The 24295-nt window shown below is 61.4% G+C and carries 27 protein-coding genes and 1 pseudogene; 23 read left to right on the top strand and 5 right to left on the bottom strand.

Translation table 11 applies throughout. From position 1 onward, the window contains the following. Positions 1-6 precede the first annotated feature (6 nt). The 20 genes from RZR99_RS12025 to RZR99_RS11930 all read left to right on the top strand — a co-directional run bounded on the left by RZR99_RS12025 (position 7) and on the right by RZR99_RS11930 (position 16490). On the top strand, positions 7-1692 hold the full coding sequence (locus tag RZR99_RS12025) for a phage portal protein (protein WP_323119989.1): 1686 nt from the start codon (positions 7-9) through the stop codon (positions 1690-1692). Further along, positions 1586-3754 carry a phage major capsid protein gene (locus RZR99_RS12020; RefSeq protein ID WP_323119988.1) on the top strand — a complete coding sequence of 723 codons (2169 nt, stop codon included), beginning with the start codon at positions 1586-1588 and terminating at the stop codon, positions 3752-3754. The genes RZR99_RS12025 and RZR99_RS12020 overlap by 107 nt, the downstream gene beginning before the upstream one ends. 65 nt (positions 3755-3819) lie before the next feature. Beyond that, complete coding sequence (locus RZR99_RS12015) at positions 3820-4173, top strand: hypothetical protein (RefSeq protein WP_323119987.1); 354 nt, start codon at positions 3820-3822, stop codon at positions 4171-4173. Between the two features lie 2 nt (positions 4174-4175). Next, entirely contained in the window at positions 4176-4517 is a 342-nt protein-coding gene (locus tag RZR99_RS12010) for a head-tail joining protein (protein ID WP_323119986.1), read from the top strand. Continuing rightward, entirely contained in the window at positions 4514-5065 is a 552-nt protein-coding gene (locus tag RZR99_RS12005; RefSeq protein ID WP_323119985.1) for a phage tail protein, read from the top strand. The genes RZR99_RS12010 and RZR99_RS12005 overlap by 4 nt, the downstream gene beginning before the upstream one ends. Further along, entirely contained in the window at positions 5038-5574 is a 537-nt protein-coding gene (locus RZR99_RS12000) for a hypothetical protein (protein ID WP_323119984.1), read from the top strand. The genes RZR99_RS12005 and RZR99_RS12000 overlap by 28 nt, the downstream gene beginning before the upstream one ends. Then, on the top strand, positions 5571-6254 hold the full coding sequence (locus RZR99_RS11995) for a phage baseplate assembly protein V (RefSeq protein WP_323119983.1): 684 nt from the start codon (positions 5571-5573) through the stop codon (positions 6252-6254). The genes RZR99_RS12000 and RZR99_RS11995 overlap by 4 nt, the downstream gene beginning before the upstream one ends. 296 nt (positions 6255-6550) lie before the next feature. Beyond that, a complete protein-coding gene (locus RZR99_RS11990; protein ID WP_323119982.1) occupies positions 6551-6889 on the top strand; it encodes a GPW/gp25 family protein in 339 nt (112 codons plus the stop codon). Next, positions 6889-7794, top strand: a complete 906-nt coding sequence (locus RZR99_RS11985) for a baseplate assembly protein (RefSeq protein ID WP_323119981.1) — start codon at positions 6889-6891, stop codon at positions 7792-7794. Before RZR99_RS11990 ends, RZR99_RS11985 begins: the two co-directional genes overlap by 1 nt. Next, positions 7787-8362, top strand: a complete 576-nt coding sequence (locus tag RZR99_RS11980) for a phage tail protein I (protein WP_323119980.1) — start codon at positions 7787-7789, stop codon at positions 8360-8362. Before RZR99_RS11985 ends, RZR99_RS11980 begins: the two co-directional genes overlap by 8 nt. Next, positions 8363-9259, top strand: coding sequence for a gp53-like domain-containing protein (locus tag RZR99_RS11975; RefSeq protein ID WP_323119979.1), 897 nt, complete (start codon positions 8363-8365; stop codon positions 9257-9259). It abuts the gene before it with no gap. Position 9260: 1 nt separating this feature from the next. Further along, positions 9261-9683, top strand: coding sequence for a tail fiber assembly protein (locus RZR99_RS11970; RefSeq protein WP_323119978.1), 423 nt, complete (start codon positions 9261-9263; stop codon positions 9681-9683). Between the two features lie 85 nt (positions 9684-9768). Beyond that, entirely contained in the window at positions 9769-11208 is a 1440-nt protein-coding gene (locus RZR99_RS11965) for a phage tail sheath C-terminal domain-containing protein (RefSeq protein WP_323119977.1), read from the top strand. A gap of 2 nt (positions 11209-11210) precedes the next feature. Then, entirely contained in the window at positions 11211-11717 is a 507-nt protein-coding gene (locus RZR99_RS11960) for a phage major tail tube protein (protein ID WP_323119976.1), read from the top strand. Positions 11718-11769: 52 nt separating this feature from the next. Next, positions 11770-12051: a phage tail assembly protein gene (locus RZR99_RS11955; RefSeq protein WP_323119975.1), complete on the top strand. Its 282-nt coding sequence runs from the start codon at positions 11770-11772 to the stop codon at positions 12049-12051. A gap of 128 nt (positions 12052-12179) precedes the next feature. Next, positions 12180-14306 carry a phage tail tape measure protein gene (locus RZR99_RS11950; RefSeq protein ID WP_323119974.1) on the top strand — a complete coding sequence of 709 codons (2127 nt, stop codon included), beginning with the start codon at positions 12180-12182 and terminating at the stop codon, positions 14304-14306. 2 nt (positions 14307-14308) lie between these two features. Next, positions 14309-14884: a phage tail protein gene (locus tag RZR99_RS11945; protein WP_323119973.1), complete on the top strand. Its 576-nt coding sequence runs from the start codon at positions 14309-14311 to the stop codon at positions 14882-14884. Next, positions 14884-15099: a tail protein X gene (locus RZR99_RS11940; RefSeq protein WP_323119972.1), complete on the top strand. Its 216-nt coding sequence runs from the start codon at positions 14884-14886 to the stop codon at positions 15097-15099. Before RZR99_RS11945 ends, RZR99_RS11940 begins: the two co-directional genes overlap by 1 nt. Continuing rightward, a complete protein-coding gene (locus RZR99_RS11935) occupies positions 15090-16142 on the top strand; it encodes a phage tail protein (protein ID WP_323119971.1) in 1053 nt (350 codons plus the stop codon). The genes RZR99_RS11940 and RZR99_RS11935 overlap by 10 nt, the downstream gene beginning before the upstream one ends. A 24-nt stretch (positions 16143-16166) precedes the next feature. Beyond that, positions 16167-16490, top strand: coding sequence for a hypothetical protein (locus RZR99_RS11930; RefSeq protein ID WP_323119970.1), 324 nt, complete (start codon positions 16167-16169; stop codon positions 16488-16490). A gap of 80 nt (positions 16491-16570) precedes the next feature. On the opposite strand, the gene RZR99_RS11925 is transcribed toward RZR99_RS11930, so the two are convergent. Together RZR99_RS11925 and RZR99_RS11920 are read right to left on the bottom strand one after the other, a co-directional pair. Next, positions 16571-16837, bottom strand: a complete 267-nt coding sequence (locus RZR99_RS11925) for a hypothetical protein (RefSeq protein WP_323119969.1) — start codon at positions 16835-16837, stop codon at positions 16571-16573. Next, the gene (locus RZR99_RS11920) at positions 16834-17316 is read right to left on the bottom strand and encodes a DUF2778 domain-containing protein (RefSeq protein ID WP_323119968.1); all 483 of its coding nucleotides are present in this window, start codon (positions 17314-17316) and stop codon (positions 16834-16836) included. Before RZR99_RS11920 ends, RZR99_RS11925 begins: the two co-directional genes overlap by 4 nt. A 124-nt stretch (positions 17317-17440) precedes the next feature. Between RZR99_RS11920 and RZR99_RS11915 the strand changes: the two genes are divergently transcribed. Next, the gene (locus RZR99_RS11915; RefSeq protein ID WP_323119967.1) at positions 17441-17641 is read left to right on the top strand and encodes a hypothetical protein; all 201 of its coding nucleotides are present in this window, start codon (positions 17441-17443) and stop codon (positions 17639-17641) included. 124 nt (positions 17642-17765) lie between these two features. Here the strand turns inward: RZR99_RS11915 and RZR99_RS11910 are convergent. The 3 genes and pseudogenes from RZR99_RS11910 to RZR99_RS11900 all read right to left on the bottom strand — a co-directional run. Further along, positions 17766-18413, bottom strand: a pseudogene (locus RZR99_RS11910) (slipin family protein); the annotation flags it as partial. Beyond that, on the bottom strand, positions 18410-19909 hold the full coding sequence (locus tag RZR99_RS11905; RefSeq protein WP_323119966.1) for an NfeD family protein: 1500 nt from the start codon (positions 19907-19909) through the stop codon (positions 18410-18412). The pseudogene RZR99_RS11910 and the gene RZR99_RS11905, both read right to left, overlap by 4 nt. A gap of 90 nt (positions 19910-19999) precedes the next feature. After that, positions 20000-21040, bottom strand: a complete 1041-nt coding sequence (locus tag RZR99_RS11900) for an AraC family transcriptional regulator (RefSeq protein WP_407655439.1) — start codon at positions 21038-21040, stop codon at positions 20000-20002. A 151-nt stretch (positions 21041-21191) separates the two neighbouring features. Between RZR99_RS11900 and RZR99_RS11895 the strand changes: the two genes are divergently transcribed. Continuing rightward, entirely contained in the window at positions 21192-22325 is a 1134-nt protein-coding gene (locus tag RZR99_RS11895) for an acyl-CoA dehydrogenase family protein (RefSeq protein WP_323119964.1), read from the top strand. A 58-nt stretch (positions 22326-22383) separates the two neighbouring features. Further along, positions 22384-24084 (top strand): AMP-binding protein, encoded by a 1701-nt coding sequence (locus RZR99_RS11890; protein WP_323119963.1) that lies wholly within the window; start codon positions 22384-22386, stop codon positions 24082-24084. Positions 24085-24295: the final 211 nt, after the last annotated feature.

Below are 24295 nucleotides of genomic sequence, written 5' to 3'. Positions count from 1 at the left end.
TACCTCATGCTGAATCCACTGAAATTTTTTCAACGTGAATCGCGAACCACTGCAACTGCGGCGGCTCGAGTTGAGCCGGCCCTTTCTGCGCCCCAGGCGAGCACGCCGGGTCGGCGTCGCTCAATGCATTCACCCTATGGCATGTCGACCGGTCTTTTTCGTGCGGCGGAGCATGATCGCCTGAATGCCTCTTGGGGGACTGTGCCGGTCACCGCCGATGACGTGATTCGGCGCAATCAGATGGCACTCGTCGCTCGGGCCCGTGAGCAAGGCAACAACAACGACTACGGCAAGGCGTTCAAACGGATTTGCCGTTCCAATATCGTAGGGCCTAAAGGGGTGCTGCTACAGGCTCGTAGCAAGCGCGGCAAGGGGGCGCTAGATACCGCAGCGAACCAAGCGCTCGAACGTGCATTCACGGAGTGGGGAAGGAAGAAAAATAGTGATGTCGCCGGGAAAAAATCCTGGCGTGCCATTCAAGCGGTCTGTGTTAACAGTCTGGTAACGGATGGCGAGTTCTTCGTGCGCAAAGTGTACGGGAAGGACGCCGGGCCGTGGGGATTCTCGTTGCAGGTGATCGACGCACAACGCTGCCCGGTCGAGTACGACGAATACAACCTTGGCGATGGCGCATTCGTGCGACACGGCGTCAAATTCAATCGATTCGGTCGGCCGATTTCGTATTTTTTCACGGTCGCAGACGAATCGGCACCGTACTACGGCTATCTGTTTTACGGAACCAACAGCAAATTCATCGAGATCCCCGCCGATGAAATTCTGCACGGCTATATCGAGGACATCGCTGGTCAGAAGCGTGGGCTTCCGTGGATGGCGACCAGCCTGTTCAGGATGCGCAATCTCGGTGCGTTTGAGGATGCGGCGCTGGTCAACGCGCGCATTGCTGCATCGAAGATGGGGTTCTTCACGCGTGACGCTGATGCACCCGTCCCCGACGATCGCGAAGAGGATAGCGGCCCGATCGAGATCGACGCAGTGCCGGGCACATTTCACGAATTGCCGCAGGGTGTTGGATTTGAGACGTTTGATTCTCAATTCCCGAACGGCGAAACGGCAGTCTTCACAAAGGGGCACCTTCGTGGGGTTGCCGCTGGGTTTGGCGTGCTTTACAACAACCTCGCCAGCGATCTAGAGGGCGTGAATTTCAGCAGTATCCGACAGGGCACGCTTGACGAGCGCGAGACGTGGAAGGAATTGCAAGAATTCCTAATTGAGACGCTGATTGCGCCTGTTTACGAAGCCTGGCTGCCGTACAGCTTGCTCGCGGGACACATTAAGCTTGACACTGGCCGCTCGCTGAAGCCGGAGCGAATCGACGCCTACCAGGATGTGCAATGGCAGGCGCGGAGATGGGCGTGGATCGACCCGCGGGCCGACGTGCAGGCCGCCATCGACAGTAAGAACCATCTGATGAGCAGTCCGGGGCAAATCATTCGTGAGGGCGGCAAAGATCCATCATTGGTCTATCGGGAAATTTCCGAAGACATTCGCGAAATGCAGGCTGCTGGCATCCCGGATGAAATTATCAAGGCATCGTTCCTGCCTGAAACTTGGAGAATCAACGTCGATGAATCCCCTCAAGGTGTGGGTGCAGCAGACGCCGCGGCCGGCAAGTCCGCCGACGCAGTCGGTACCGGCGGAAAAACTGGCGAAACTGGAAAAAATCAAGGGTAGTCGCGGGCGCCGCGACGCTAATCAGGCAATCAATATGCCACCGAAGACTCTTACTGCGGCGCAGTCCACGCGCCTGATGGAATTGATCGGAGAGCGCGGTAAGGTCGTTCGCTCTGCGCGCGTGGTGCGTGATTCGGTCAACATCGAAGAGCGCACGGTTGAGCTGGCGTTCAGTTCCGAGTCGGAAGTACCGCAATGGTTCGGGATTGAAATCCTTGATCACTCGCCGGGTGCCGTGGACATGGCGCGCTTGTCGGATCAGGCCGCGCTCCTGGTCAATCACGAGTGGGATGACCAGGTTGGTGTTGTCGACAGCGCATCGATAGACGCAGACCGTCGAGGGCGTGCCGTCGCGCGCTTTGGTCGAAGCCCACGCGCGCAAGAAATTTTTCAGGACGTTGTTGACGGCATTCGTTCGCACGTTTCGGTAGGTTATCAAATCCTCGATGCGCGACTGATCGAAGAGCGCGGCGAGATGGACGTGTGGCTCATCACGCGCTGGCAGCCCTACGAGATTTCCTTTGTCAGCGTACCGGCTGACATTACGGTCGGCGTGGGGCGATCTGCCGTAAAACCGCAAGAGGAATTGCGGTCGAGCAAGTTGGAGACTACCGGACAAGGACCTACTGAACCCGTTATCGAGGTGATTCAAAACATGAGCGAAAAATTTCTGCGAAACGCCCAAGGTGATCTTGTCCGCGCGAAGGTAGATGAAAAGGGAGCCATTGTCGACACCCTCGAAGTCATCGAGCGGGCGGGTCAGCACATCGAGCAGGCGACGCGTAGCGGTGGCGAGAATAACCAGAAGCGCGTTGCCGCCATTCTCGAGATGGGGGAGAAATTCGGCGCGGTCGAGGATGCAATGACGTTCGCCCGAGACGCTGGCAAGACGCCGGAAGCATTTCAAGCGCATTTGCTCGAGAAACTGAATCAGCGCACGTCGCAGCCGCTCAATGAGCAGACGCGTAGCGCCGACGTGGGTTTGAGCGATCGCGAACGCGAGCAGTATTCGTTCATCAAGGTTGTTCGCGCGATGGCCGACCCGAGCGACATCGGCGCACGCAAGGCCGCTGCGTTCGAATTCGAGGCGTCGGAAGCCGCACGCGACAAATCGGGTAAGCCGGGCGACAAGTTCATGATCCCGGCAGACGTGCTGCGCAGCGCCATCGGTGGCACGATGGCCGCGCGCGTTGTCAGCGCCGGCACGAACGGACAGCAGGGCGCTGGCAGCTCCGGTTCGAACCTGATCGCGACGAACCTGCTGGCCGCATCGTTCATCGACATCCTGCGCAACAAGACGACGATCATGCAGATGGGGCGCGTCCTGGGTGGCCTAGTCGGCAACATCGATATTCCGAAGCAGAACACCAAGGGTCAAGGATACTGGATCGGCGAAGACGATTCAGCACCGGAAAACAATATCGATTTCGGTCAGATCGCGTTGTCGCCGAAGACGGCCGCGGCGTACAGTGACGTGACGCGCAAGCTGTTGAAGCAAGGCACGCCGGATGCTGAAGCGCTGCTGCGCTACGACCTGGCCGCGTCGCTCGCGTTGACGCTGGATCTGGCCGGCTACTACGGTACCGGCACGGCGAACCAGCCGCTGGGCATTTCCAAGGTAACAGGCATTCATGCGGTCGCGTTCGCGGGTGCGGACCCGACATTCGCGGAGCTGGTCCAGATGGAAACAGCGGTCGCGTTGGACAACGCGGACGTGGACACGATGGCCTACGTCGCGAACGCCGCATTCCGCGGTTACGCGAAAACCACCCTGAAGTTCCCGGGCAGCGCGAGCGCGGCGACGATCTGGGAACCGGGTGGCACCGTTAATGGTTATGGCGCGGCCATCACGAACCAGATTGCTACCGGCGACGTGTTCATGGGGAATTTCGCTGATCTTCTTATCGGCATGTGGGGCGGTCTGGAAATGCAGGTCGATCCGTTCACCAACAGTACGAAGGGCCGCATTCGCACCATCGTATTCCAGGACGTGGATTTTGCGGTGCGACGTGTGCAGTCCTTCACGTTGGGTCGGAAGGCGGGTGCCTCTGGCGGTCAGTGATCTAGCGAGATGGGCCGAGAAGTAGCCCGGCCCTGTTGAAACCGTACCGGGAGTCATTGACAGATATGAGTACGCCCAAGACATTTTTCCTGAAACTGACGCATTGCCTGGCGATCGCCGGCGAAATCTGCCAGCCCGGCGAAATCGTTGAGTTGCTGGAACACGAAGCGAAAGATTTGCTGAACCGCGGCAAGGCGGAATTGGCGACGCCTGAAGAGGTTGGCGGCGTGGGCACTACCCCGACCACCGCGCCGCTGCAACCGCCCGGTGTACCGAGCGGTTATGTCGTATCGGATAGTGAGGGAAAATGGGGGTGGGTCAAAGGGGATGACTCGAGTGAACCCGAGGCGTTCGCTGGACCGTTCGATACACAGGAGCAGGCTGTCGCCGATGCGGCGGAGCATGCGGCGAAGGCGTAATCATGCCCGCGCCGTCTTGGGAATATCTGGACGAATTCTTCGAATCGGAAGACGAGGGCGGTTTTGCATCGGTGATCGGCGTCACGTTCGAAGATGGCGCCACACGCACGATCAACGGGATTTTCAGTGACCCCTACGAGAACGGTAAGTCGTCGGGGGAATTCCAGTTCGATACGACGCTGCCGCACGTGCTTTGCAAGGAAACTGACCTCGCCGGCGTGACGCGCGGTTGCTTCGCGCTGGTGTCCGGCGTTAAATACGATGTGCGAACCGGGCCGCAGCCGAACGGTAACGGTCTGGCGGTACTAGAGCTGTCGCCGCAGACCGACAGGTATATCCCATGAGCCTAGTTGACATCCAGATCGACGCGCAAGGGTTGGAACGCATTGCGATCGACCTACAGGCGACAGAGAGGCAGGTACGGCAGGCGCTCGCATCAACCCTGTCGAAGATGGGTCGTTGGCTACGTGGACGGGCGATTGCCGGCCTCTCGAAAGAGTTGGGAATTAAACGTCAGATTCTGCAGCTTCGCCGCCTCAAGATGCGCCCGGTCCTTCGCGGCGCGAATGGTAGCCAGATTTCGATTTTCTTCGGTCTCGATCCGATCGCCTATATCTATTTGGGCGAGCCCCAGAAGACCGCGAAAGGCGTCAGCGTGGGCCGCTTCTACATCGAAGGTGGTTTCGTTGCTAAGGCGCCGAACGGAAAGAAATTCGTTTTTAAGCGAAAGGGAAATGCTAGGTTGCCTATCGAGAAACAGGCGCTCGACATCAAGGATAAGGCCGACACGTTCATTGAGGACCGGTTACTCGTCGAACCGGCGTTTTTCGATCGTTTCTTTCAAATCTTCGAGCATGAGCTGAAATGGCGCAGATCCCAGCAATCGACCTAGATTCGTACCATAGCGCCGTAGTGTCCGCGATCAAGAATCAGTTTCCGATCTTCCAAACCGTGGAAGACTACCCCGAAGATCGCAAGCCCTTAACGACGCCGGCATGCTTGATCGAGATCGAAGAGATGGACGGGGATGACGCAGAGGATCCGGGCACGGAGCAACAGGCGATGAAAATGCGAGTCGTCGCACGGATCATCCTCGGGTTGCGCACGCCACATATGCGCCGGCGGGTGCGCAAGCTTGCTGCCGAATTTAGCGCCTTTCTGCGATTCCAGCGATTCGGACAACCCGTCGGTGAAGCCCGTTTGATCGGTGCGTATCAGGACGCGTTCGAACCGGGCCTTGATCAGTTCGAGGTGTGGCGTGTCGAATGGTCTCAGCTCGCCTATTTCGGTACGGACATATGGATGCCGGACGACACCATCGCGCCACATACGGTTTACGTGGGCTTCGCGCCTGACATCGGTCCCGCGCATGAATCTGATTATCATCAGGTGACACCTTGAGCTATTCGCTGGCTGAACTGTCACGCCGATTTGCGCTGATGATCCGGGTCGGACAGGTTTCCGCGGTGGACGCGGCGGACCCGCGCGCTCCGCGCTGTATGGTCGCGATGGGCAGCCTGGAAACCGACTGGCTGCCATGGTTTTCGCCTCGGGCGGGCAATGATTCGGAATTCTGGGCGCCAGAGATCGGCGAGCAAGCGGTGGTGTTCTCCCCGTTTGGAGAACAGGCGCAAGGCTTTGTTCTGTTCGGAATCGCGCAAGATGCGATGCCGATGCCCGAGACCAACCCGGAGCGGCATGTGCGGAAATACAAGGATGGGGCGCTCGTCAGTTATGACCGAGCCGCGCATGCGTATCTCATCAGCGTCCCATCCGGGGGCAACATCACGCTTCAGGTTGGCAGTACGTCACTGATCTTGCAGGATGGGAAAGCGACGCTGACGGCGCAACAGTTCGAGCACGTTGGCGACCAAGCGACCTTTGATGGGCAAGCCATCGTCAAAAAACTGCTGTCGTGGCTTTCGGGCGTGGCGGGCAATGCCGGCACCGAGGGTGGCACGAACACGATTCAGGGCGGCGTCAAGGTGGCGAATGGCGATGTCGATGCCGACGGCATCACGCTGAAAGGCCATCACCACATCGAGCACGACGGCCCGCCGACCAGCAACGCCAAGCCGTAAATCCGCAAGAGGTTTTCTGTTCATGAAAGCCAGAAGATGCTTTTCGTGCGCAAATATTTACATTGCTAAATAGCGAAAACCCCAAACCGGGCGAACGGCTGGGGTTTTCTAGCGCAACCCTCTGATAGAGACAGAAGGACGGCTTGAAAGGAAATATAGCAAGGAAATTTTCGAAGCGATGAGACTCTTCTGCGAAAACAGGTCATTGCGCGTTGCCTACTACGCCGGGCTCGTCGCCGTGTACTTCTTTGCCGCCGCGGCCTTCTTCCACGCGATTCGCTGGTGGTGATCGATCCATGAACGGCATCAGCGCGACGACGGGGAAGGCCCTGGGTGACATGCTCCATCTTCGGCAGAGCATTACAGACATTCTCACGACCCGAAAGGGGGCGCGGGTGATGCGCCGTGACTACGGTAGTGATCTGCCCGATTTGATCGACGCCCCGATGAATCGCGAGACGTTGTTGAAGATCTTCGTGGCGACGGCCGATGCTATCCAGCGATGGGAAACACGGTTTCAGATTCAACGGGTCTACGCATCAAGCGCGGCGCCAGGATCGATTACCCTGGATTTGACGGGGCTCTACGTGCCGACTGGTAAGCAAGAAAAGCTCATGGGAATTAAGGTATCCTGATGGCTGGTTCTTTTACACCTATCGATCTGTCGAAGCTACCCAAGCCGTCAGTCGTTGAGATTATCGACTACGAGGCGATTCTGGTCGACATGATCGTAGATTTACAAAAGCGCGAGCCGTCATTCACTGCATTGGTCGAAAGCGATCCCGCCTATAAAGTGCTCGAAGTGTGTGCATGCCGCGAGATGCTACTCCGTCAGCGGGCGAACGATTCCGCGTCGGCCGTCATGCTGGCCTACGCGGAAAAAGAGGATCTCGACAATATCGGTGCGAACTATGACTGTGCGCGCCTGACGATCCAGCACGAAGACAATACGACGATCCCGCCCGCTCCTGCTGTCATGGAAGACGATGATCCGTATCGAGCGCGTATCCAACTATCGATGCAAGGGTTCAGTTGTGCCGGTCCGATGGGCGCGTATCAGTATTTTGCCAAGAGTGCGTCGGGCGATGTGTTGGATGTGAGCGTGACCACGCCGAGCGGCGGGACCGTGTTGGTCTCGATTTTGTCGCGCACGGGGAATGGGGCGGCGCCCGACGCGACGATTCAGGCGGTCCGACTTGTGCTCAATGCCGATAGTGTTCGACCGCTATGCGATACGGTTCGGGTTGAGTCGGCCCAGATTGTCGAATACAGCATATCCGCCGTGCTGACACTGCTCAACGGGGCGGACGCCACGACGGTTCTCGCTAATGCCAATGCGTCGGGCGCAGGCTATGCGCTCGCTCGGCATAAGAACGGCCGCCCTGTCTCTCTGGCGGGTTGGTATGGCGCCCTATGCGTCGCAGGGGTTGAAGATGTGGCATTCCAAGCCCCTGGCCTGGTCGCGAATCTGATGATTTCACCGATTCAAGCGTCGTACTGTACGAGCTTGTCAGTCACCATCGGGGGGAGCAGTGACTGATGTTTCGTTGCTTCCTCCTAACGCGACGCGTCAAGAAAAAGCGCTGGCGTCGGTGATCGCACGCATTAGCGACGTGCCGATCAGAGCGCGTACCGTGTGGAATGCGCAGACATGTGATGTCGCGTTGTTGCCGTGGTTGGCATGGGCGCTGGGCGTGGACGAATGGGACAGCGAATGGACCGAGTCGACCAAGCGCGCCGTTATTGCGTCAAGCGCCGCGGTCCACCGCACGAAAGGGACCTTGAAATCGATCAGACTGGCGTTGTCGTCCGCCGGTTATCCCGGTGCTGTGATTCTGGAAGGCGAGTCATCGAACAATTACGACGGCGCGATTACCCACAACGGTGTTGCAACCTACGGCGAACCCGATGACCGGAACTGGGCCTATTACCGGGTTCGGTTGGAACGGCCAATTTCCAATACACAGGCGGATCAGGTTAAGCGAATCCTAGCGAACACTGCTCCAGCGCGTTGCGTATTGATTGCGCTGGAATTCGATCGGGTCGCTGCGACCTATAACGCGGCGATCGACTACGCCGGAAAATTCAACTACGGGATTGTTTCGTAAATGGCAAATATCAATGAAGTCGATCAGTTCGATAACGGCGTGTATCAGATTGAGAAAACAGACCCTGTCTTGGGCGGCGTCGGCGGCATTGCGAACATGCAGGCCGTCAATCTCGCCAATCGCACGCGCTATCTGTTCAATCGGATTTCGGAGATCTTCGCCCAGTTTGCCCAGAAGGACTCGCCGGCGTTTACGGGTTCGCCGCAAGCCCCGACTGCAGCCCAAGGCAACAACACGACGATTTTGGCAACCACTGCCTTTGTGCAGCGTGCGTTGGGGAGTTTCAGCGCATTCAAGATTATCGCCGATCCGGCTCCCAAGCTGGACGGCTCGGCGATTGGCTGTCTGCTGTATCTCAACGCCACGCAGTCCGTCGTATGCACGCTGCCGCCGCTCGGGAGCGTGCCGGTTGGCTCCGCCATTTCGCTGAACAGCGGGATGCAGAGTTTGACGACGACGCTGATACCGGCCGGCAAGGATGTCATCTATATGTTCGGGCAATCGGGCGCGATGACGCCCGTGCTCAGTAGCGGCGACTCGGCCATCGCGGTATCGAGCGGGGACGCGTGGAACATCATGAGCGGTTCATTGCAATGGGGTAAGTCTGCCGCGTTCGGCGCGCTTCTGGGCGCAAACGGGTATCAGAAGCTACCCAGTGGCCTGATCTTACAGTGGGGGGCCGTATGGTCTCCCGGCAATGGTTCTGCGATCACCTTCCCCATTGCATTTTCCAACGGTGGATTTCGCCAGGTCACGGGTGTGATCGATGCAACCGGGATGGCGAATGCGTACTACTCGTGGGGGATTTCCGGAATTTCGGCGACGGGGTGTACGTTTAGCGCAAGCGGTACAGCTCCGACGAACAATATTTTTCGATACATCGCGGTAGGTAATTGACATGGGACAAAAATACGCTGCATATGACATCCAACGCAACATCATTGGTTTTTACGATGGTGAGATCAGCCCGGTTCCTGCCGGCGTGCAGGCTGTCGCGATTACGGATGATCAGTGGCAGATGTTGCTTGCTGGGCAGTCCGAGGGCAAGCGCATGGCGCTTGATCTCAATCTGACACCGATCCTGCTCGACCCATTGCCGCCGACTCAGGATCAAATCGTTGCCATGAATACGGCGAAGCGAGATCAGTTGCTTCAGCAGGCGAGCGTTGCACTTGCGCCGCTGCAAATGGCAGTTTCGCTCGGTGAGGCGACGGATGCGGAAACTGTCCTCGCCAAGGCGTGGGTTGCGTTTAGTCGGGCAGTCAAGGCCGTCGATTTGACCCAAGCGAACGCAACCTGGCCGCAGGCACCACGCGACTGATCGGGGCCGTAAAACCGCAAGAGGAACGATCTGAATTTTGCGTTGAGTATAGGCGACACGATGAACGGCTGACGGACCTTCTTACATGACTACCGATTTTCTGCATGGCGTGCAGTCCACCGACATCGACGATGGGACGCGCGCCATTACTGTATCGTCCGCAAGCGTGATCGGACTGGTCGGAACGGCGCCCTTCGCCGATCCAACCGTATTTCCGCTCAATACGCCGGTGCTGATTGCAGGCTCGCAAAGCCTGGCGGCGAAGCTGGTGTCTAAAGCGCCGGCTGGCACGCTCGACTATGGCACGTTGCCGGGGGCCGTCGATGACATCTTCCAGAGCATCGGTGCTGCGGTTGTCGTGGTTCGTGTCGACATAGCGCTTGACAGCGCGACGCAACGCGCCAACGTCATCGGTGGTGTCGCGGCGGACGGCAGCTACACCGGGTCGAGAGCATTTCTGTCGTCGCAGACACGACTTGGCGTCAAGCCGCGGCTCTTGATCGCACCGGGGTTCACGCATCAGCGTGTCACGGATGGGGTCAATTCGATCGTGATCGACAATCCGGGAGCGGGTTATACGGATGGGACGTATACGATGACGACGGACGCGCCGGGGTTGGGGGCAATGGCCACCGCATCGGTCGCCGGCGGAAAGGTCACGACGGTCCAGTTGGCGTCGCCTGGCTATGGTTACCAGGGAGGCGCGACGTTTTCGCTGCCGGCAGCGGCGGGCGTTGGCACGACGGACGCGACATTCAAAGCGACAGTCGGGGCGTCGGCTAATGCCGTGGTGTCGTCGATGTTGAGCGTTGCACGAAGCCTGCGCGCTCATATCATTGCAGACGGCCCGAGTACGACCGACGCCGACGCACAAGCCTATGCCGGCGATTTTGGCGATCGCCGGATCTATCTGGTCGACCCGTGGTGGACGACGACAGACGCGCGCACAGGGGACACTGTGACGCGCCCGTCGAGCGCGGCTGTCGCGGGCCTGATTGCGTATGTCGACAATGTACGCGGCTGGTGGTGGTCGCCGTCGAACAATACGCTGAATGGGTGCACGGGGACCGGGCGCGCGATTGATTTCGCGATGGGAGACTCGAATAGCCGCGCCAATATCCTCAACAGCCAGAACGTCACGACAATCATCCGGTATAGCGGGTTTCGTCTTTGGGGAAACCGCACGTTGTCGAGCGACCCAAAGTGGGCGTTTTTGTGTGTGTCCCGTACTTCGGACATCATCAACGACAGCCTCGAGGCGGCACATTTATGGGCTGTCGATCGAGGCATCACGAAAGGATATGTGGATGCAGTGATTGAGGGCGTCAGTAACTTCCTGCGGGGGCTTCAGGCACAAGGAGCGATCCTCGGGGGCAAGTGCTGGATCGATCCTGACATTAACACGGCCGCAAATATTTCGGCTGGGAAGATTTTCTTCGACTTTGATTTCACACCGGTTTTCCCGGCCGAAGAAATCACATTCCGCAGTCACTTGGTTAACGATTATATCGCGGAGATTTTCTGATCATGGTCGCCAAAGATGTTCGCAAAAATCTAAACTTGTTTGTCGACGGGCGGGGGTTTGCAGCCGAGGTCGAGGAAGTCAACGCGCCGAAGCTGACGCAGAAGAACGAGGACTTTCGCGGCGGTGGCATGAACGCCCCGATCGAAGTGACGCTCGGCATGGAGAAACTGAACGCCGACTTCACGATGGTCTCGTATAACAAAGATGTGCTGGCACTGTTCGGTGTCACGGAGGGCAATACCGTGCCCTTCATCTTGCGTGAAGCGCTCGAGTCGTTCGATGGCAAGGTGACCGCGGTTGTCCATACCATGCGCGGCAAAATCAAAGAAATTGACCCGGGGGCCAGCAAGCCGGGGGATTTGCCGAAACTGAAAGTGTCCCTGGCACTGCATTACTACAAGCTACAGCACGGCGATTCAGTCATTCACGAAATCGATGTCTTGAATATGACGCAGATCATCAATGGTAGCGACACGTTGGCGGCGATCCGAAAAGCCATTGGCATGTAATCGTCGCGCCGGCACCAAATTCTGATTTTTTCTATTCCCAGGAGTAAGCAAGATGGCGGCCCCGAAGAAAATCCCCGATTACCTGAAATATAGCGATACCCACGTCGACATTACGCTGTCGCATCCGGCCGAGCTGTCGGGTACGAAGACCGCCGTACTGCGGATGCGCGCGCCGACGGTCGCCGATCAGCTTGCCATCGGTGACCTGGGCGCAGGCGAAAGCGAATTGGCCTTGCTCGCCAATCTGTGCGAGATTGTGCCGTCGGACCTGCACGGCCTTCGGTTGCGCGATTACCAGCGCCTGCAGGCGGCGTTCCTGGGTTTTCTCGACTGAGCGAGAAATTCGTGCGGGACGGGACGTTGTCGCTCGCGTCCCATACAGGTTGGTCGGAAGCGTCGATCCTGTCCATGTCTGTTCATCGCTTCCTGTGGTGGCTCGACGGGTTGCCAAAGAGCTGATCCATGTCATCGAATAAACGTCTGAATGCGATTATCACCATCGGCGGAGCAGTGTCGAGTGGGTTGCGCACGGCGTTTTCCAGCGCAAGCAAGGGGCTGTCGAGTATTGGCGACTCCATTCGCGAACTCGATAAGCGGCAGCGGCTGTTGGGGAAGTCCATCGATGTGTTCCGCAAAGCCGGGATGGACGTGACGGGGCTGCAAGCGAAATACAGCACGCTCATCCAGCAGACTGACCGGTTACGCTTTGCCCAATCCCGTTTGCTCGAGGTCGAGCGCGCGCGCGAAAGGAACGCGCAGCGGCGCGAAGCGCTGCTTGGGAAAATCCCGTTCGGCCATCATCTTGGCACAATCGCCTCGGTCGGGGGCGTCATTGGCGCGCTGCACGCCTATCAGAAGATCAACGACGCGGAGACGGACCTCAAGGTTGCGATGCTGGATTCACGCGGTCAAGTGCCGGTTCAGTTCGAGGAAATCCGTAAACAGGCGATCGCATTGCATAACGTGTTACCGGGTACCCTGGCCGATTTCCACAACGTCGCGATCGCGCTGAAGGAAAACGGGGTAAGCGCGGAGATGATCGCGGGCGGCGCATTGACGGCCGCTGCCCAGCTCGGCGTGGTCTTGAAAATGCCGATCGAGTCAGCTGCCGAAATGACGGCGAAGCTGCGCGAATCCTTCCAGCTTTCAGAGCACGAACTAGGGCGCATGGCGGATCTGACTCAGCGCGCGCGCTTCGCTTTCGGCTTGAAACCTGACGATTTGTTGCTGGGAGCCAAGTATTACGGCGGTAGCCTTGGCGGTCTGAAGGTTCAGGGCGCGGATGCAGTCCGCAAGATCTACGCCCTGCAGGGACAGGCTGCTCAAAACGGAATTGACGGCTCCACGTTTGGTACGAATTTCGGCATGATGCTTACGCGCATCGCCACGCTGTCGATGACGCTTAAGAAGCATTCGCCGCAAATGCGCGAGGTCGGGGCGATCCTCAAGCGTAACCGCATCGAATTGCAGTTCTTCGATAAAAAGGGGAGCTTCGCCGGTATCGATAACATGGTCGCGCAGCTCGGCAAGTTGCAGAATATCGCGAGCGACGAGCAGCGTTCGCAGGTGTTGAAGGCGCTGTTCGGGCAGGAGGCTGCCCGCCCGGCCGAACTGATTTCGCGAAAGGGTGTCGCGGGGTATCAAGCGTCATTGAAGGCGGAAGACGAACAGGCATCGATTCAACAGCGCATTTCGGTATCGATGGGAAGTTTAACGAATAAGCTCACGGCCCTGACTGGTTCGATCGAAACCTTTATCGGCGTAGCGGCCGAACCGCTCGGAAAGGCGTTGATTCCGATCCTCGACCGCTCGAACCAGTTTGTCAGCCACACGTTGATCCCATGGGTCGAGGCGCATCCCAAGCTGACCCGTAACATCGAATTTACGATCGGGGCCTTGGTCGGCCTGCGTTTTGCGACGCTCGCTTTCGGCTTGGCGGCGAATCTTGTTCGCGGCGGTGTGTTGTCCCTTATCGCCCCGATTATCCGGTTCGGTGCTGCGGCGGTGATGGCATCGGTCGGGCTGTCGACAGGCGGCTTTGCGGCTCAAGCGTTCGGCATAGGATTGCGCTTCATTGGCTCGTCGATGCTATGGGTCGGCCGCGCGTTGTTGCTGAACCCGATCGGACTGGCGATTACGGCGCTTGCCGTGTCTGCGTACCTGATCTACGAAAATTGGGGCAAGCTGAAGCCTTGGTTCAAGGGGCTGTGGGCTGGCATCAAGGCTGATTTTTTGCCGTTCGTAGGTTGGATTCAGGACAAGTTCAGTTGGATCGGAGTGGCGTGGGCGAAGGTCAAGGAATTCGCAAGCGGTGGGGGGGATCCAGGGAGCGGGGGAGACGGGGGCGCGCTGGATACCTCGCCGTCAGCTGGGCGTCCGGCGAACGGCCCGCGCGACGCGCCCCCGATGGCGAGCGCGCGCGGCTCTGGCGGCACGGTGATTCACGACAATAGCCAGACGACGATTCAGGTTCATCAACAACCTGGCGAAAATGCGGACGCGCTGGCGGAGCGTATCCACCGCAAACTAAAGGAACGCGCAGGCGTCTCGCAGCGCGGGATGCTTTACGATCCGGCGATGGCGGGGTGATCATGGGAATCAACACGAATGCGTCGGACGCGGCTTCCTTTGTCACGGGCTTCATGCCGATGATGATGCTGGGGAGCTATATTTTCGGCCTCAACACGGCGGCATTTCAGGAGCTGAATCGCCGAACAGAATATCGCTGGGTCGCGCAGGACCGCATCGGTCAGGATCCGGCATTGCAGTATGTTGGGCCCGGCGGCGACACAATTTCGTTGCCAGGCGTGATCTATCCGGGGTTTCGCGGTGGGGGTGGGCAGCTCGACAAAATTCGAGTGCTGGCGGGGCAGCGTCTACCGCAGTTGCTGGTCGACGGCGCCGGGAATGTCTATGGGCGCTGGGTTATTGAGGGCGTCGAGGAGAGGCAGAGCCTGTTCGCTGCGCTCGGCCAGCCGCGTAAGCAGGAATTCACGATCAGCCTTCGGCGGTTCGACGGTGGCCCGATGAACTTGCTGGCCGGGATCGTGAGCGCGCTCAATCCCGGCGGCTTGGTGACGTCGGCGCAGAGCGCGATCGCGTCGGCCGAATCTGCCGCTGGCAACGCCGTCGGTAGCATCACAAGTTCGATAGGGAAATTGTTTTGATGGCGACACGTTACACCACGAGCGACGGCGATATGGTCGACGAAATCGCCTGGAAGTATTACGGAGCGACCGACAGCGGCCAGGTTGAAGCGATCCTCGCTGTGAATCCAGGGCTGGCCGATCATGGCCCTGTGCTTCCCGCCGGCGTGATGATCGTGCTACCCGAGCAGGCTGCTGCTGCGCAGACGGTACGAGGTGTCAAGCTATGGGATTGAGCGCGCTGGGTATTCAGCCGACGTTTCACATCTTGGCGAATGATGCTGATGTGACTGCGACGATCGCGGATCGATTGATCGGAATTACGTTGACAGACGAGACGGGCGAGCAGTCCGATACGCTGGAAATCGAACTGAGCGATCAGGATCCGCAGCGGCCGATCACGAAACCCAGGAAGGGTGCGGAACTGCAGGTGTTTTTAGGCTACGATGGGCAGAATACCCGGAAAGGCCTGTTCGTGGTCGACGAAATACGGATGGGCGGGCCGCCCGATCGTATGACGATTCGTGCGCGTGCGGCGGTGTATGCCGAGACTCCGAAAGGGAAATCCGATTTCCAGACGCAGAAGACGCGCACGTGGAAGTCCGGTACCCGGATCGGCGACATGGTGGCGAAGATGGCGAAAGAACATGGCATGACCGCATCCGTTTCGGCATCGCTCGCAAGCGTCCAACTGCCGCACCTCAACCAGGACGCGGAATCCGACATCAACCTCTTGCTGCGGTTGGGCAAGCGGTACGATGCGATAGCGAAGCCCGTGGGCGGCAAGCTGATCTTTGCTCGTCGCGGCGACGCGAAGACGGTCGGCGGGGTTCAGCTGCCGACGGTGACGCTGCGTAAAAGCGATCTGACCGATTGGACGTGCAACGAAGTGGCGCGCGAGTCTGCGGGCACCGTGGCCGCCTATTACCACATGGCCCACAAGGGCAAGCGGCATGAGGTGAAGGTTGGGCAGGGCGAGCCCGTCAAGAGGATCCGCTATTGGTTCACGAACCAGGCCGAAGCGCTCGCCGCGGCGACGGCAGAGTTGCAGCGGCGCAAGCGGGAGGTATTTGAGTTCACCGCAGAATGCCCCGGTCATCCTGATCTGACGGCGGAGGGACCACTTATACTTGCGGAGTTCAATTCGAACGTCCCGACCAACTGGATCGTCAAGCGGGTGGTGAGCGCTATGAGCAAGCGCGCTTACACGTGTAGCATCGAAGCAGAGTTACCGAACGATCCGAGTGTGGCTCAGTACGAGGTCGATACGGATGGGTGAGGGTGGACGTGCGCTGGCTGTTATATGAAACCCAGCCAGCTCATTCTGCATTGCTTGGGAAGGAAAGATGGCGATCAATGGGTTGTGATGTGCCTGGATTTTTCGCTCGCGGAGCAGACTGAGAGCTTCGATGAGGCTCGGAAGCTTCTCGATTCTCAAATTTCAGCCTACCTGAACGATGCTTTAATAGGGCTGGATCGTGAGCATGCGGCCGATCTTCTGCACCGACGCGCACCGCTTAAATATTGGGCGCAGTTTTACCTTGCACGTTGTGCGCACGGGATCACCAACAATAAATTGGTGAAAGCGTTCCGCGAGCCCGTTCCGATGAAGCCCGTCCATGCATGAGCGGCGTCCATCCGCCTCTAACATGCAAGGACGTTAAGCGTATTCTGAAATTGTTCGATTGAAATCAGATTCCAGACCTTTCAAGTTTCCGATCTTCGCTTGAAATATCTCTCAGCACCACAAACGAGGGCGGCGGCAATGATGAAGCTGACCATGAGCAGAATGGCGAGCAATATATCTTCCTCCTCCTCGATGCCGGTTGCGCCGAATAAGCGAAATACTGGAGTAAGTAAGGTCCATGTTTGATCGCTTCCCACCCAACGCGCGAGCGGATCAATGCGAGACAGCCCAAAGAATACCGGTATGGTAAGGAAGATCGAAATAATGAGCCGGATGAGCGTTTTCATCTCACGTCCACGGTTCCGTAATATTGGATGCTGGTGCCTGGAATCGTCGCCGTGGACTGTTTTAGCAGATACGTCCGAAGCTGATCAAATTGCTGCTGCGTTGTCACGGTAATACATCCGTCACTAATGCCCCATCGACCGTTAGGGTGTAGGCGAAAGGCGCTCCGCTTCACGCCTTTCTCGATCGTCTCGTCGTCAATCTTTCCATCTGCGCGATACAGCGCGAACCAGGTTGCGCGCTCGCTGTTCGACCAAATATCTAATGCGAAGTCGCGAAGCGGGCCAAGTCGGCCGCCAGTCTGTCGCGATACGATGTAGTAGCGCCCCTTGGGGATCGCGCCGGCTCCCACTACGTCGGTTGAATCTGGGCGGTCAACAAACTGCTTGTTGCCAGAGAAAGCCAGAACGCCGCCGAAGCCAGCGCAATTGAGGGTGGACGTGCGTTGGCTGTTGAGCGTGAATAGACATTGAACCGGCATCGGTCTCGCTCCTGGGAGGGTGGGGTGAGACATGCTACCGCATTTCTTGCTGGGCAAATATGCCCCGAAGTCGGTGTGTACCATGCGGACATGACCTTTCCTATTGTCTTATCGGAGATTCTGTATGGATGCGCCGCAGGTCGACTGGATGAAAGCACCGAAGAGCGCACGCTGGTGGGCGATTGATGCCGATGGGCACGCGTATTGGTTCCTCGCGCCGAACGTCGCGCCACGTACTGACTTCTGGTTCTCGGAGCCAGTTCCGGCGCCGCGGTTTGGGTTCATTGGGGATTGGCGAAAGAGTCTGGTCGAGCGAGCGGATTAGCGGTTTTTCCTGTCTAACTTGCGCTCCGAACGGCCCGCAAACCCGCGCCAGGGCCTGCTCAATGTTTACGCACCAAGTTAGACAAAGACACTTATGTCTTTGATTATAAATGAGTGAGCCAGAGCATCGCCTGCGGCTGCAGCGCAAGCCGCTGGGCCGCCTGCAGCAGCTGCTCGGAAGCCTGCAGTTCGCCTTCCGCGTGGATCACCTTCGCGCGCCGTTCGCGCTCCGCCTCGGCCTGGCGCGCGATCGCGCGGATCATCGTCTCGTTGATGTCGACATGCTTGATCTCGACCATCGACACCTTGATGCCCCACGCGTCGGTCTGCGCGTCGAGCGCTTTCTGGATGTCGGCATTCAACTTCTCGCGCTCCGCGAGCAGCGCGTCGAGTTCGTGCTTGCCGAGCACCGAGCGCAGCGTCGTCTGCGCGAGCTGGCTGGTCGCCTCGAAGAAGCGCGCGACCTGGATCACCGCCTTCTCCGGATCGACGACCCGGAAATACACCACTGCGTTCACCTTCACCGACACGTTGTCGCGCGTGATCACGTCCTGCGGCGGCACGTCGAACACGATGGTGCGCAGGTCGATCCGCACCACTTGCTGGACGATCGGGATGATCAGCACGAGCCCCGGCCCCTTGACCTTCCAGAAGCGCCCCAGCATGAACACCACGCCGCGCTCGTATTCGCGAAAGATCCGGATCGACGACGCGATCAGGATGAGCGCGAGCAGGAACAGCAAGCTGCCGAAGCCGAACGAGAAGCCGATCATGATGGATCTCCATGCGGATGGACCGGGTCGTACAGCGGCGCGACGGTCAACGTGAGGCCGTGCCGGCCGGTGACCCGCACCCGGTGGCCGGCCGCCACGGGCGCGGTGCTGGCGACCCGCCAGCGTTCGCCGTGCACCAGCGCCCAGCCCGCCGCCGACGGCGCGTCCGGGCTGCCCGCCGGCGAGCCGCTCGCGGGCTGGTCGGGCAGCAGACCGTCGTCGAGCACCTCGCCGATGCTGCCGACCATCGCTTCGGCGCCCGCCACCACGGGGCGTCGCCGGGCGCGCAGCGCGACGCTCGACACACCGAGCACGAGCAGCGCGCCCGCCGCGGACAGCGCCGCGATCAGTTGCCACGGAACGCCGTAGCCGGGCACGTCGGTGTCGATCAGCATCAGCGCGCCCATCGCGAACGCGACGATCCCGCCGACGCCCAGCACGCCGAAAGTCGGCAGGAACGCCTCGGCGATCAGGAAGCCGAGGCCGAGCACCACGAGCGCGAGGCCCGCGTAGTTCACCGGCAGCAGTTGCAGCGCGAACAGCCCGGTGAGCAGGCAGATCGCGCCCGCGACGCCGGGCAGCACGAAGCCCGGATTCGCGAATTCGAAGAACAGGCCGTACATGCCGATCGTCAGCAGGATCAGCGCGACGCTCGGATCGGTGATCACCGACAGGAAGCGGTTGCGCCAGTCGGCTTCCTGCCGGTCGAGCGGCGCGCCGGCGGTGTCGAGCCGGTGCAGGCCCGACGCGGTCGCGACGCCGCGGCCGTTCAATTGCCGGAGCAGGTCGCCGGTGTCGGTCGCGATCAGGTCGACGACGTGGAGCGCGCGCGCATCGGCGGCGGGCAGGCTGACCGCCTCGCGCACCGCGCGTTCGGCCCAGTCGGCATTGCGGCCGCGCAGTTGGGCGAGGCCGCGCAGGTACGCGGCGGCGTCGTGCGTGGCCTTGCGGGCTTCGGTCGAGGCGGTGTCGGCGGGCAGCGCGCCCGATGCGGGGCCGGCGGCCCCGGGCGCGGCGCCGGGCATCGGGCCGCCGCCGCTGCCGATCTGGATCGGCGACGCCGCGCCGAGATTGGTGCCGGGCGCCATTGCCGCGATGTGGCTCGCGGACACGATGTAGGTGCCCGCGCTGGCCGCGCGCGCGCCGCTCGGCGCGATGAACGATGCGACCGGCACCGGCGACGCGAGGATGGCCTTGATGATCTGCCGCATCGACGTATCGAGGCCGCCCGGCGTGTCGAGCTGGATCACCGCGAGCTGCGCATGCTCGCGCTCGGCGCGGGCGAGGCCGCGCACGACGAAATCGGCGCTCGCGGGGCCGATCGCGCCGTTGACGGGGATCACGACGATCGGCGCGGGCGCGGCCAGCGCCGCGCACACCGCGAACAGGCCCAGCAGCAACAGCACCGCTCGCGCGAGCCGTGCGGGAAGCCTGCTGTGGCGCTGCGTGCCGTGGTGCAGCAACGGCGGCCACGACGGAGGACGATTGGAACGCATCGCGGCGTCCAGGGCGGTCGCGACGCGATGTTGCGGCGCCGCAGCCGCGTCGGACGAACCGAAGAAAGGGCGTTGCCCGGTGCTTAAAGATTAGGTGCTTTCGGGCGAAAGCGCGAAGCCGGTCGTTCGCTGCCGGTAGTCGGCGGGGCTCATGCCGCTCCATTTGCGGAATGCGCGGTAGAACGCGCTCGGTTCGGCGAAGCCGAGCGCGGCGGCGATGTCGGCGACGGTTCGGCCCGGTTCCGCGAGCGCGTCGAACGCGAGTTCGCGCCGCAGCGCATCCTTGATCGACTGGTACGACAGCCCTTCCTGGCGGAGCTTGCGCCGCAGCGTCGCCTCCGCCACGTGCAGCTTCGCCGCGAGCGCGTCGGCGGTCGGCCAGCCGGCGGGCGGCAGCCCGCGCAGCACGGCGCGCACGCGGCCGGCGAGCGCGTCGGGGTTGCGGTACTTGACGATGAAGCTCGCCGGCGCCTCGCGCAGGAACGGTTTCAACGTCTTGGCGGTTTGCACGACCGGCAGTCCGGCGAAATCCGGTTCGAAGTCGACGTACGACGCGGGCTGGTTGAAGCGCATGTCGTCGCAGAACATCAGCTGGTACTCGTGCGCGGCCGGCGGCTCGTCGCAGCGGAAGCTCGCGTGCAGCAGCGGGATGCGCCGCCCGATCAGCCAGCAGGTCAAGCCGTAGACGATGATGAAATAGGTCGCGTAGGTGAACATCTCCGGCGTGCGCGCGCCGTGGCGATGCACGAAGCGCAGCCGCACGCGATGCGGATCCGCGTCGATTTCCGCGTGCAGGTCGTCGAGCACGCAGTGCATGAAATTCACCGCGCGGGCGAGCGCGCGGATGCCGGTGCGCGCGCCGAGCGCCGCCTGGCTCATCGCGATGAAGCTGCCGCAGCGCATCGGGTGCGGATCCTGGCCGAAGAATTCGTCGTCGAGCGCGCGGGCGATCGCGTTCCACAGCGCGCCGTACTGGCGGGCCGATACGCGCGCCTTGGGCGCCGCGAGCAGAGCGGGCGCGATGCCCGCCTGCGCGAGGAGCGCCGCGCCGTCGATACCTCGGCGGCGCGCCAGCGCAACGCTCGTCTCGACCAGCGCGATCGAGACCGTCCCTTTTTCCTCGTTGTTCATCGTCAAGCTGCGCGCGGCGCGGTTGTGGCAAAAACGATCAGTGTAATTGAGCGGAGCGAGCATCGAACAGAACCCCTACGTTGCCTACACTTTACGTATTGACAGATGATGGCGCCGCACTCGCGCGGCCGCCCAGGAGACACGCTTGGCCATGGACGATCTCTATACCGAAGATCAACGGATGATCCGCGACGCCGCCCGGGCGTTTTCCGCCGATGTGCTCGCGCCGAACGCCGCGCAGTGGGACCGCGACTCGCACCTGCCCGACGAGATCGTCGCGCAGATGGGCGAACTGGGCCTGCTCGGCATGATCGTGCCGGCCGAATGGGGCGGCTCCTATACCGACTACGTCGCCTATGCGCTCGCGCTCGAGGAAGTCGCGGCGGGCTGCGCGTCGTGCGCGACGATGATGAGCGTGCACAACTCGGTCGGCTGCGGGCCGCTGCTGCATTTCGGCAGCTACGCGCAGCAGGAGCGCTGGCTGCGCGATCTGGCGGCCGGCAAGACGATCGGGGCGTTCTGCCTGACCGAGCCGCAGGCCGGCTCCGAGGCGCACAACCTGCGGACCCGCGCGGAACTGCGCGACGGCAGCTGGATCCTGAACGGCAGCAAGCAGTTCGTGACGAACGGCGCGCGGGCCGGTCTCGCGATCGTTTTTGCCATGACCGATCCGGAGCAGGGCAAGCGCGGCATCTCCGCGTTCCTGGTGCCGGCCGGCACGCCCGGCTTCATCGTCGGCAAGCCGGAGAAGAAGATGGGCATCCGCGCGTCCGACACCTGCCCGATCACGTTCGAGAATTGCGCGATTCCGGAGGCGAACCTGCTCGGCGCGCGCGGCGAGGGGCTGAAGATCGCGCTGTCGAATCTCGAGGGCGGCCGTATCGGCATCGCCGCGCAGGCGGTGGGCATCGCGCGCGCGGCGTTCGACCGGGCGCGCCGCTATGCGGGCGAACGCGTGCAGTTCGGCAAGCCGCTCACCGGCCATCAGGCGATCGCGGAGAAGCTCGCCGACATGGCGACCCGGATCAACGCAGCGCGGCTGCTGGTGCATCACGCGGCGCGGCTGCGCACGGCCGGGCTGCCGTGCCTGTCCGAAGCGTCGCAGGCGAAGCTGTTCGCGTCGGAGATGGCGGAGGCCGTATGCTCGGATGCGATCCAGATTCACGGCGGTTACGGCTACCTCGTCGACTACGAAGTCGAGCGCCACTATCGCGACGCGCGCATCACCCAGATCTACGAGGGGACCAGCGAAGTGCAGAGGATGGTGATCGCGCGGCAGCTTTGACCGCTGCCGCGCGCCCGGCCGCGATCCGCGCTCGCGCAACATGGATGGAGACGACACGATGACGGCACAGGCTTTCCTCGGCGCACGCGATTTCCTGCTGCGTCACCGCCGCGACTACGACACCGCGTACCGCGAGTTCCAGTGGCCGGCGCTCGACGAATTCAACTGGGCGCTCGACTATTTCGACCCGATGGCGCGCGGCAACGACCGGCCGGCGTTGTGGATCGTCGAAGCCGACGGCAGCGGCGCGCAGTACTCGTTCGCGCAGATGGCGGCGCGGTCCGCGCGGATCGCGAACTACCTGCGCGGCATCGGCGTGCGGCGCGGCGACCGGATCCTGCTGATGCTGCCGAACCGGGTCGAGCTGTGGGACGCGATGCTGGCCGCGATGAAGCTCGGCGCGGTGGTGTTGCCCGCGACCACCCAGCTGTCCGCCGACGACGTGCGCGACCGCGTGCAGATCGGCGGCGCGCAGTTCGCGATCGTCGACGACAACGAAACGGCGAAGTTCGAGCAGCCCGGCCTCGCGCTGACGAAGATCGTCGCGGGCGCGCCGCTCGATGGCTGGCTCACGCTGAACGACGGCTACGCCGCCTCCGCCGAATTCGAACCCGACGGCGTCACCCGCGCAAGCGATCCGATGCTGCTGTACTTCACGTCGGGCACGACGTCGAAGCCCAAGCTCGTCGAGCATACGCATCGCACCTACCCGGTCGGCAACCTGACGACGATGTACTGGGTCGGGCTGCAGCCCGACGATATCCACTGGAACATCAGCTCGCCGGGCTGGGCGAAGCATGCGTGGAGCTGCTTCTACGCGCCGTGGAATGCGCAGGCGTGCGTGTTCGCGTTCAATTACGCGCGCTTCGAGCCGAAGGTCGTGCTCGATGCGCTGGTCCGCCATCGGATCACGACGATGTGCGCGCCGCCGACCGTGTGGCGGATGCTGGTGCAGCAGCCGCTCGCGTCGTTCGACGTGAAGCTGCGCGAGATCGTCGGCGCGGGCGAACCGCTCAATCCCGAGATCATCGAACGCGTGAAGAAGGCGTGGGACGTGACGATCCGCGACGGCTACGGCCAGACCGAGACCACCTGCCTGATCGGCAATTCGCCGGGGCAGCCGGTGGTGGCCGGCGCGATGGGGCGGCCGATGCCGGGCTACCGGATCGTGCTGCTCGATCCCGACGGGACGCCGTCCGCCGAAGGCGAGGTGGCGCTGCCGGTCGGCGCGGACGTGCCGCGCCCGGTGGGACTGATGAACGGCTATGCGAACAATCCCGAGGCGACCGCGCACGCGATGCGCGACGGCCACTACCGCACGTCGGACATCGCGATGCGGCGCGACGACGGCTACTACGTGTACATCGGCCGCGCGGACGACGTGTTCAAGTCGTCCGACTACCGGCTGAGCCCGTTCGAGCTGGAAAGCGTGCTGATCGAGCACGAGGCGATCGCGGAGGCCGCCGTCGTGCCGAGCCCGGACCCGCTGCGGCTGTCGGTGCCGAAGACTTTCATCATGCTGCGCGACGGCTACGAGCCGAGCGAGGCGCTGGCGCGCGAGATCTTCCGCTTCTCGCGCGAGAAGCTGGCGCCGTACAAGCGGATCCGCCGGCTGCAGTTCGCGGAACTGCCGAAGACGATCTCCGGCAAGATCCGCCGCGTCGAGCTGCGCCGCCGCGAACTCGAGCGCGGCGACGATGCGTCGGCGCGGATGCCCGGCGAGTACTGGGAAGAGGATTTCGCCGCCGAATCGAAGTGACCGGGGCCGAGGCGGCCCCGGGCGCTACCCGACATGAACCGGCTTGCCGCCCGCGTGCCGCGCACGGCAGCCACTCCAAGGAGAGTTGCACGATGAACGCAATCCCGACGCCCCACGCGGGGCAGAGCGTGCCGACGGTCAAGCTGCTGATCGACGGCGAATTCGTCGAGTCGGCCAGCACCGAATGGCGCGACATCGTCAATCCGGCGAC

It is taken from the genome of Burkholderia alba, assembly GCF_034721475.1.
Taxonomy (GTDB): Bacteria; Pseudomonadota; Gammaproteobacteria; order Burkholderiales; family Burkholderiaceae; genus Burkholderia; species Burkholderia alba.
The sequence above is the reverse complement of the archived record's forward strand: the minus strand, read 5'-3'. Positions and strand labels throughout refer to the sequence as shown.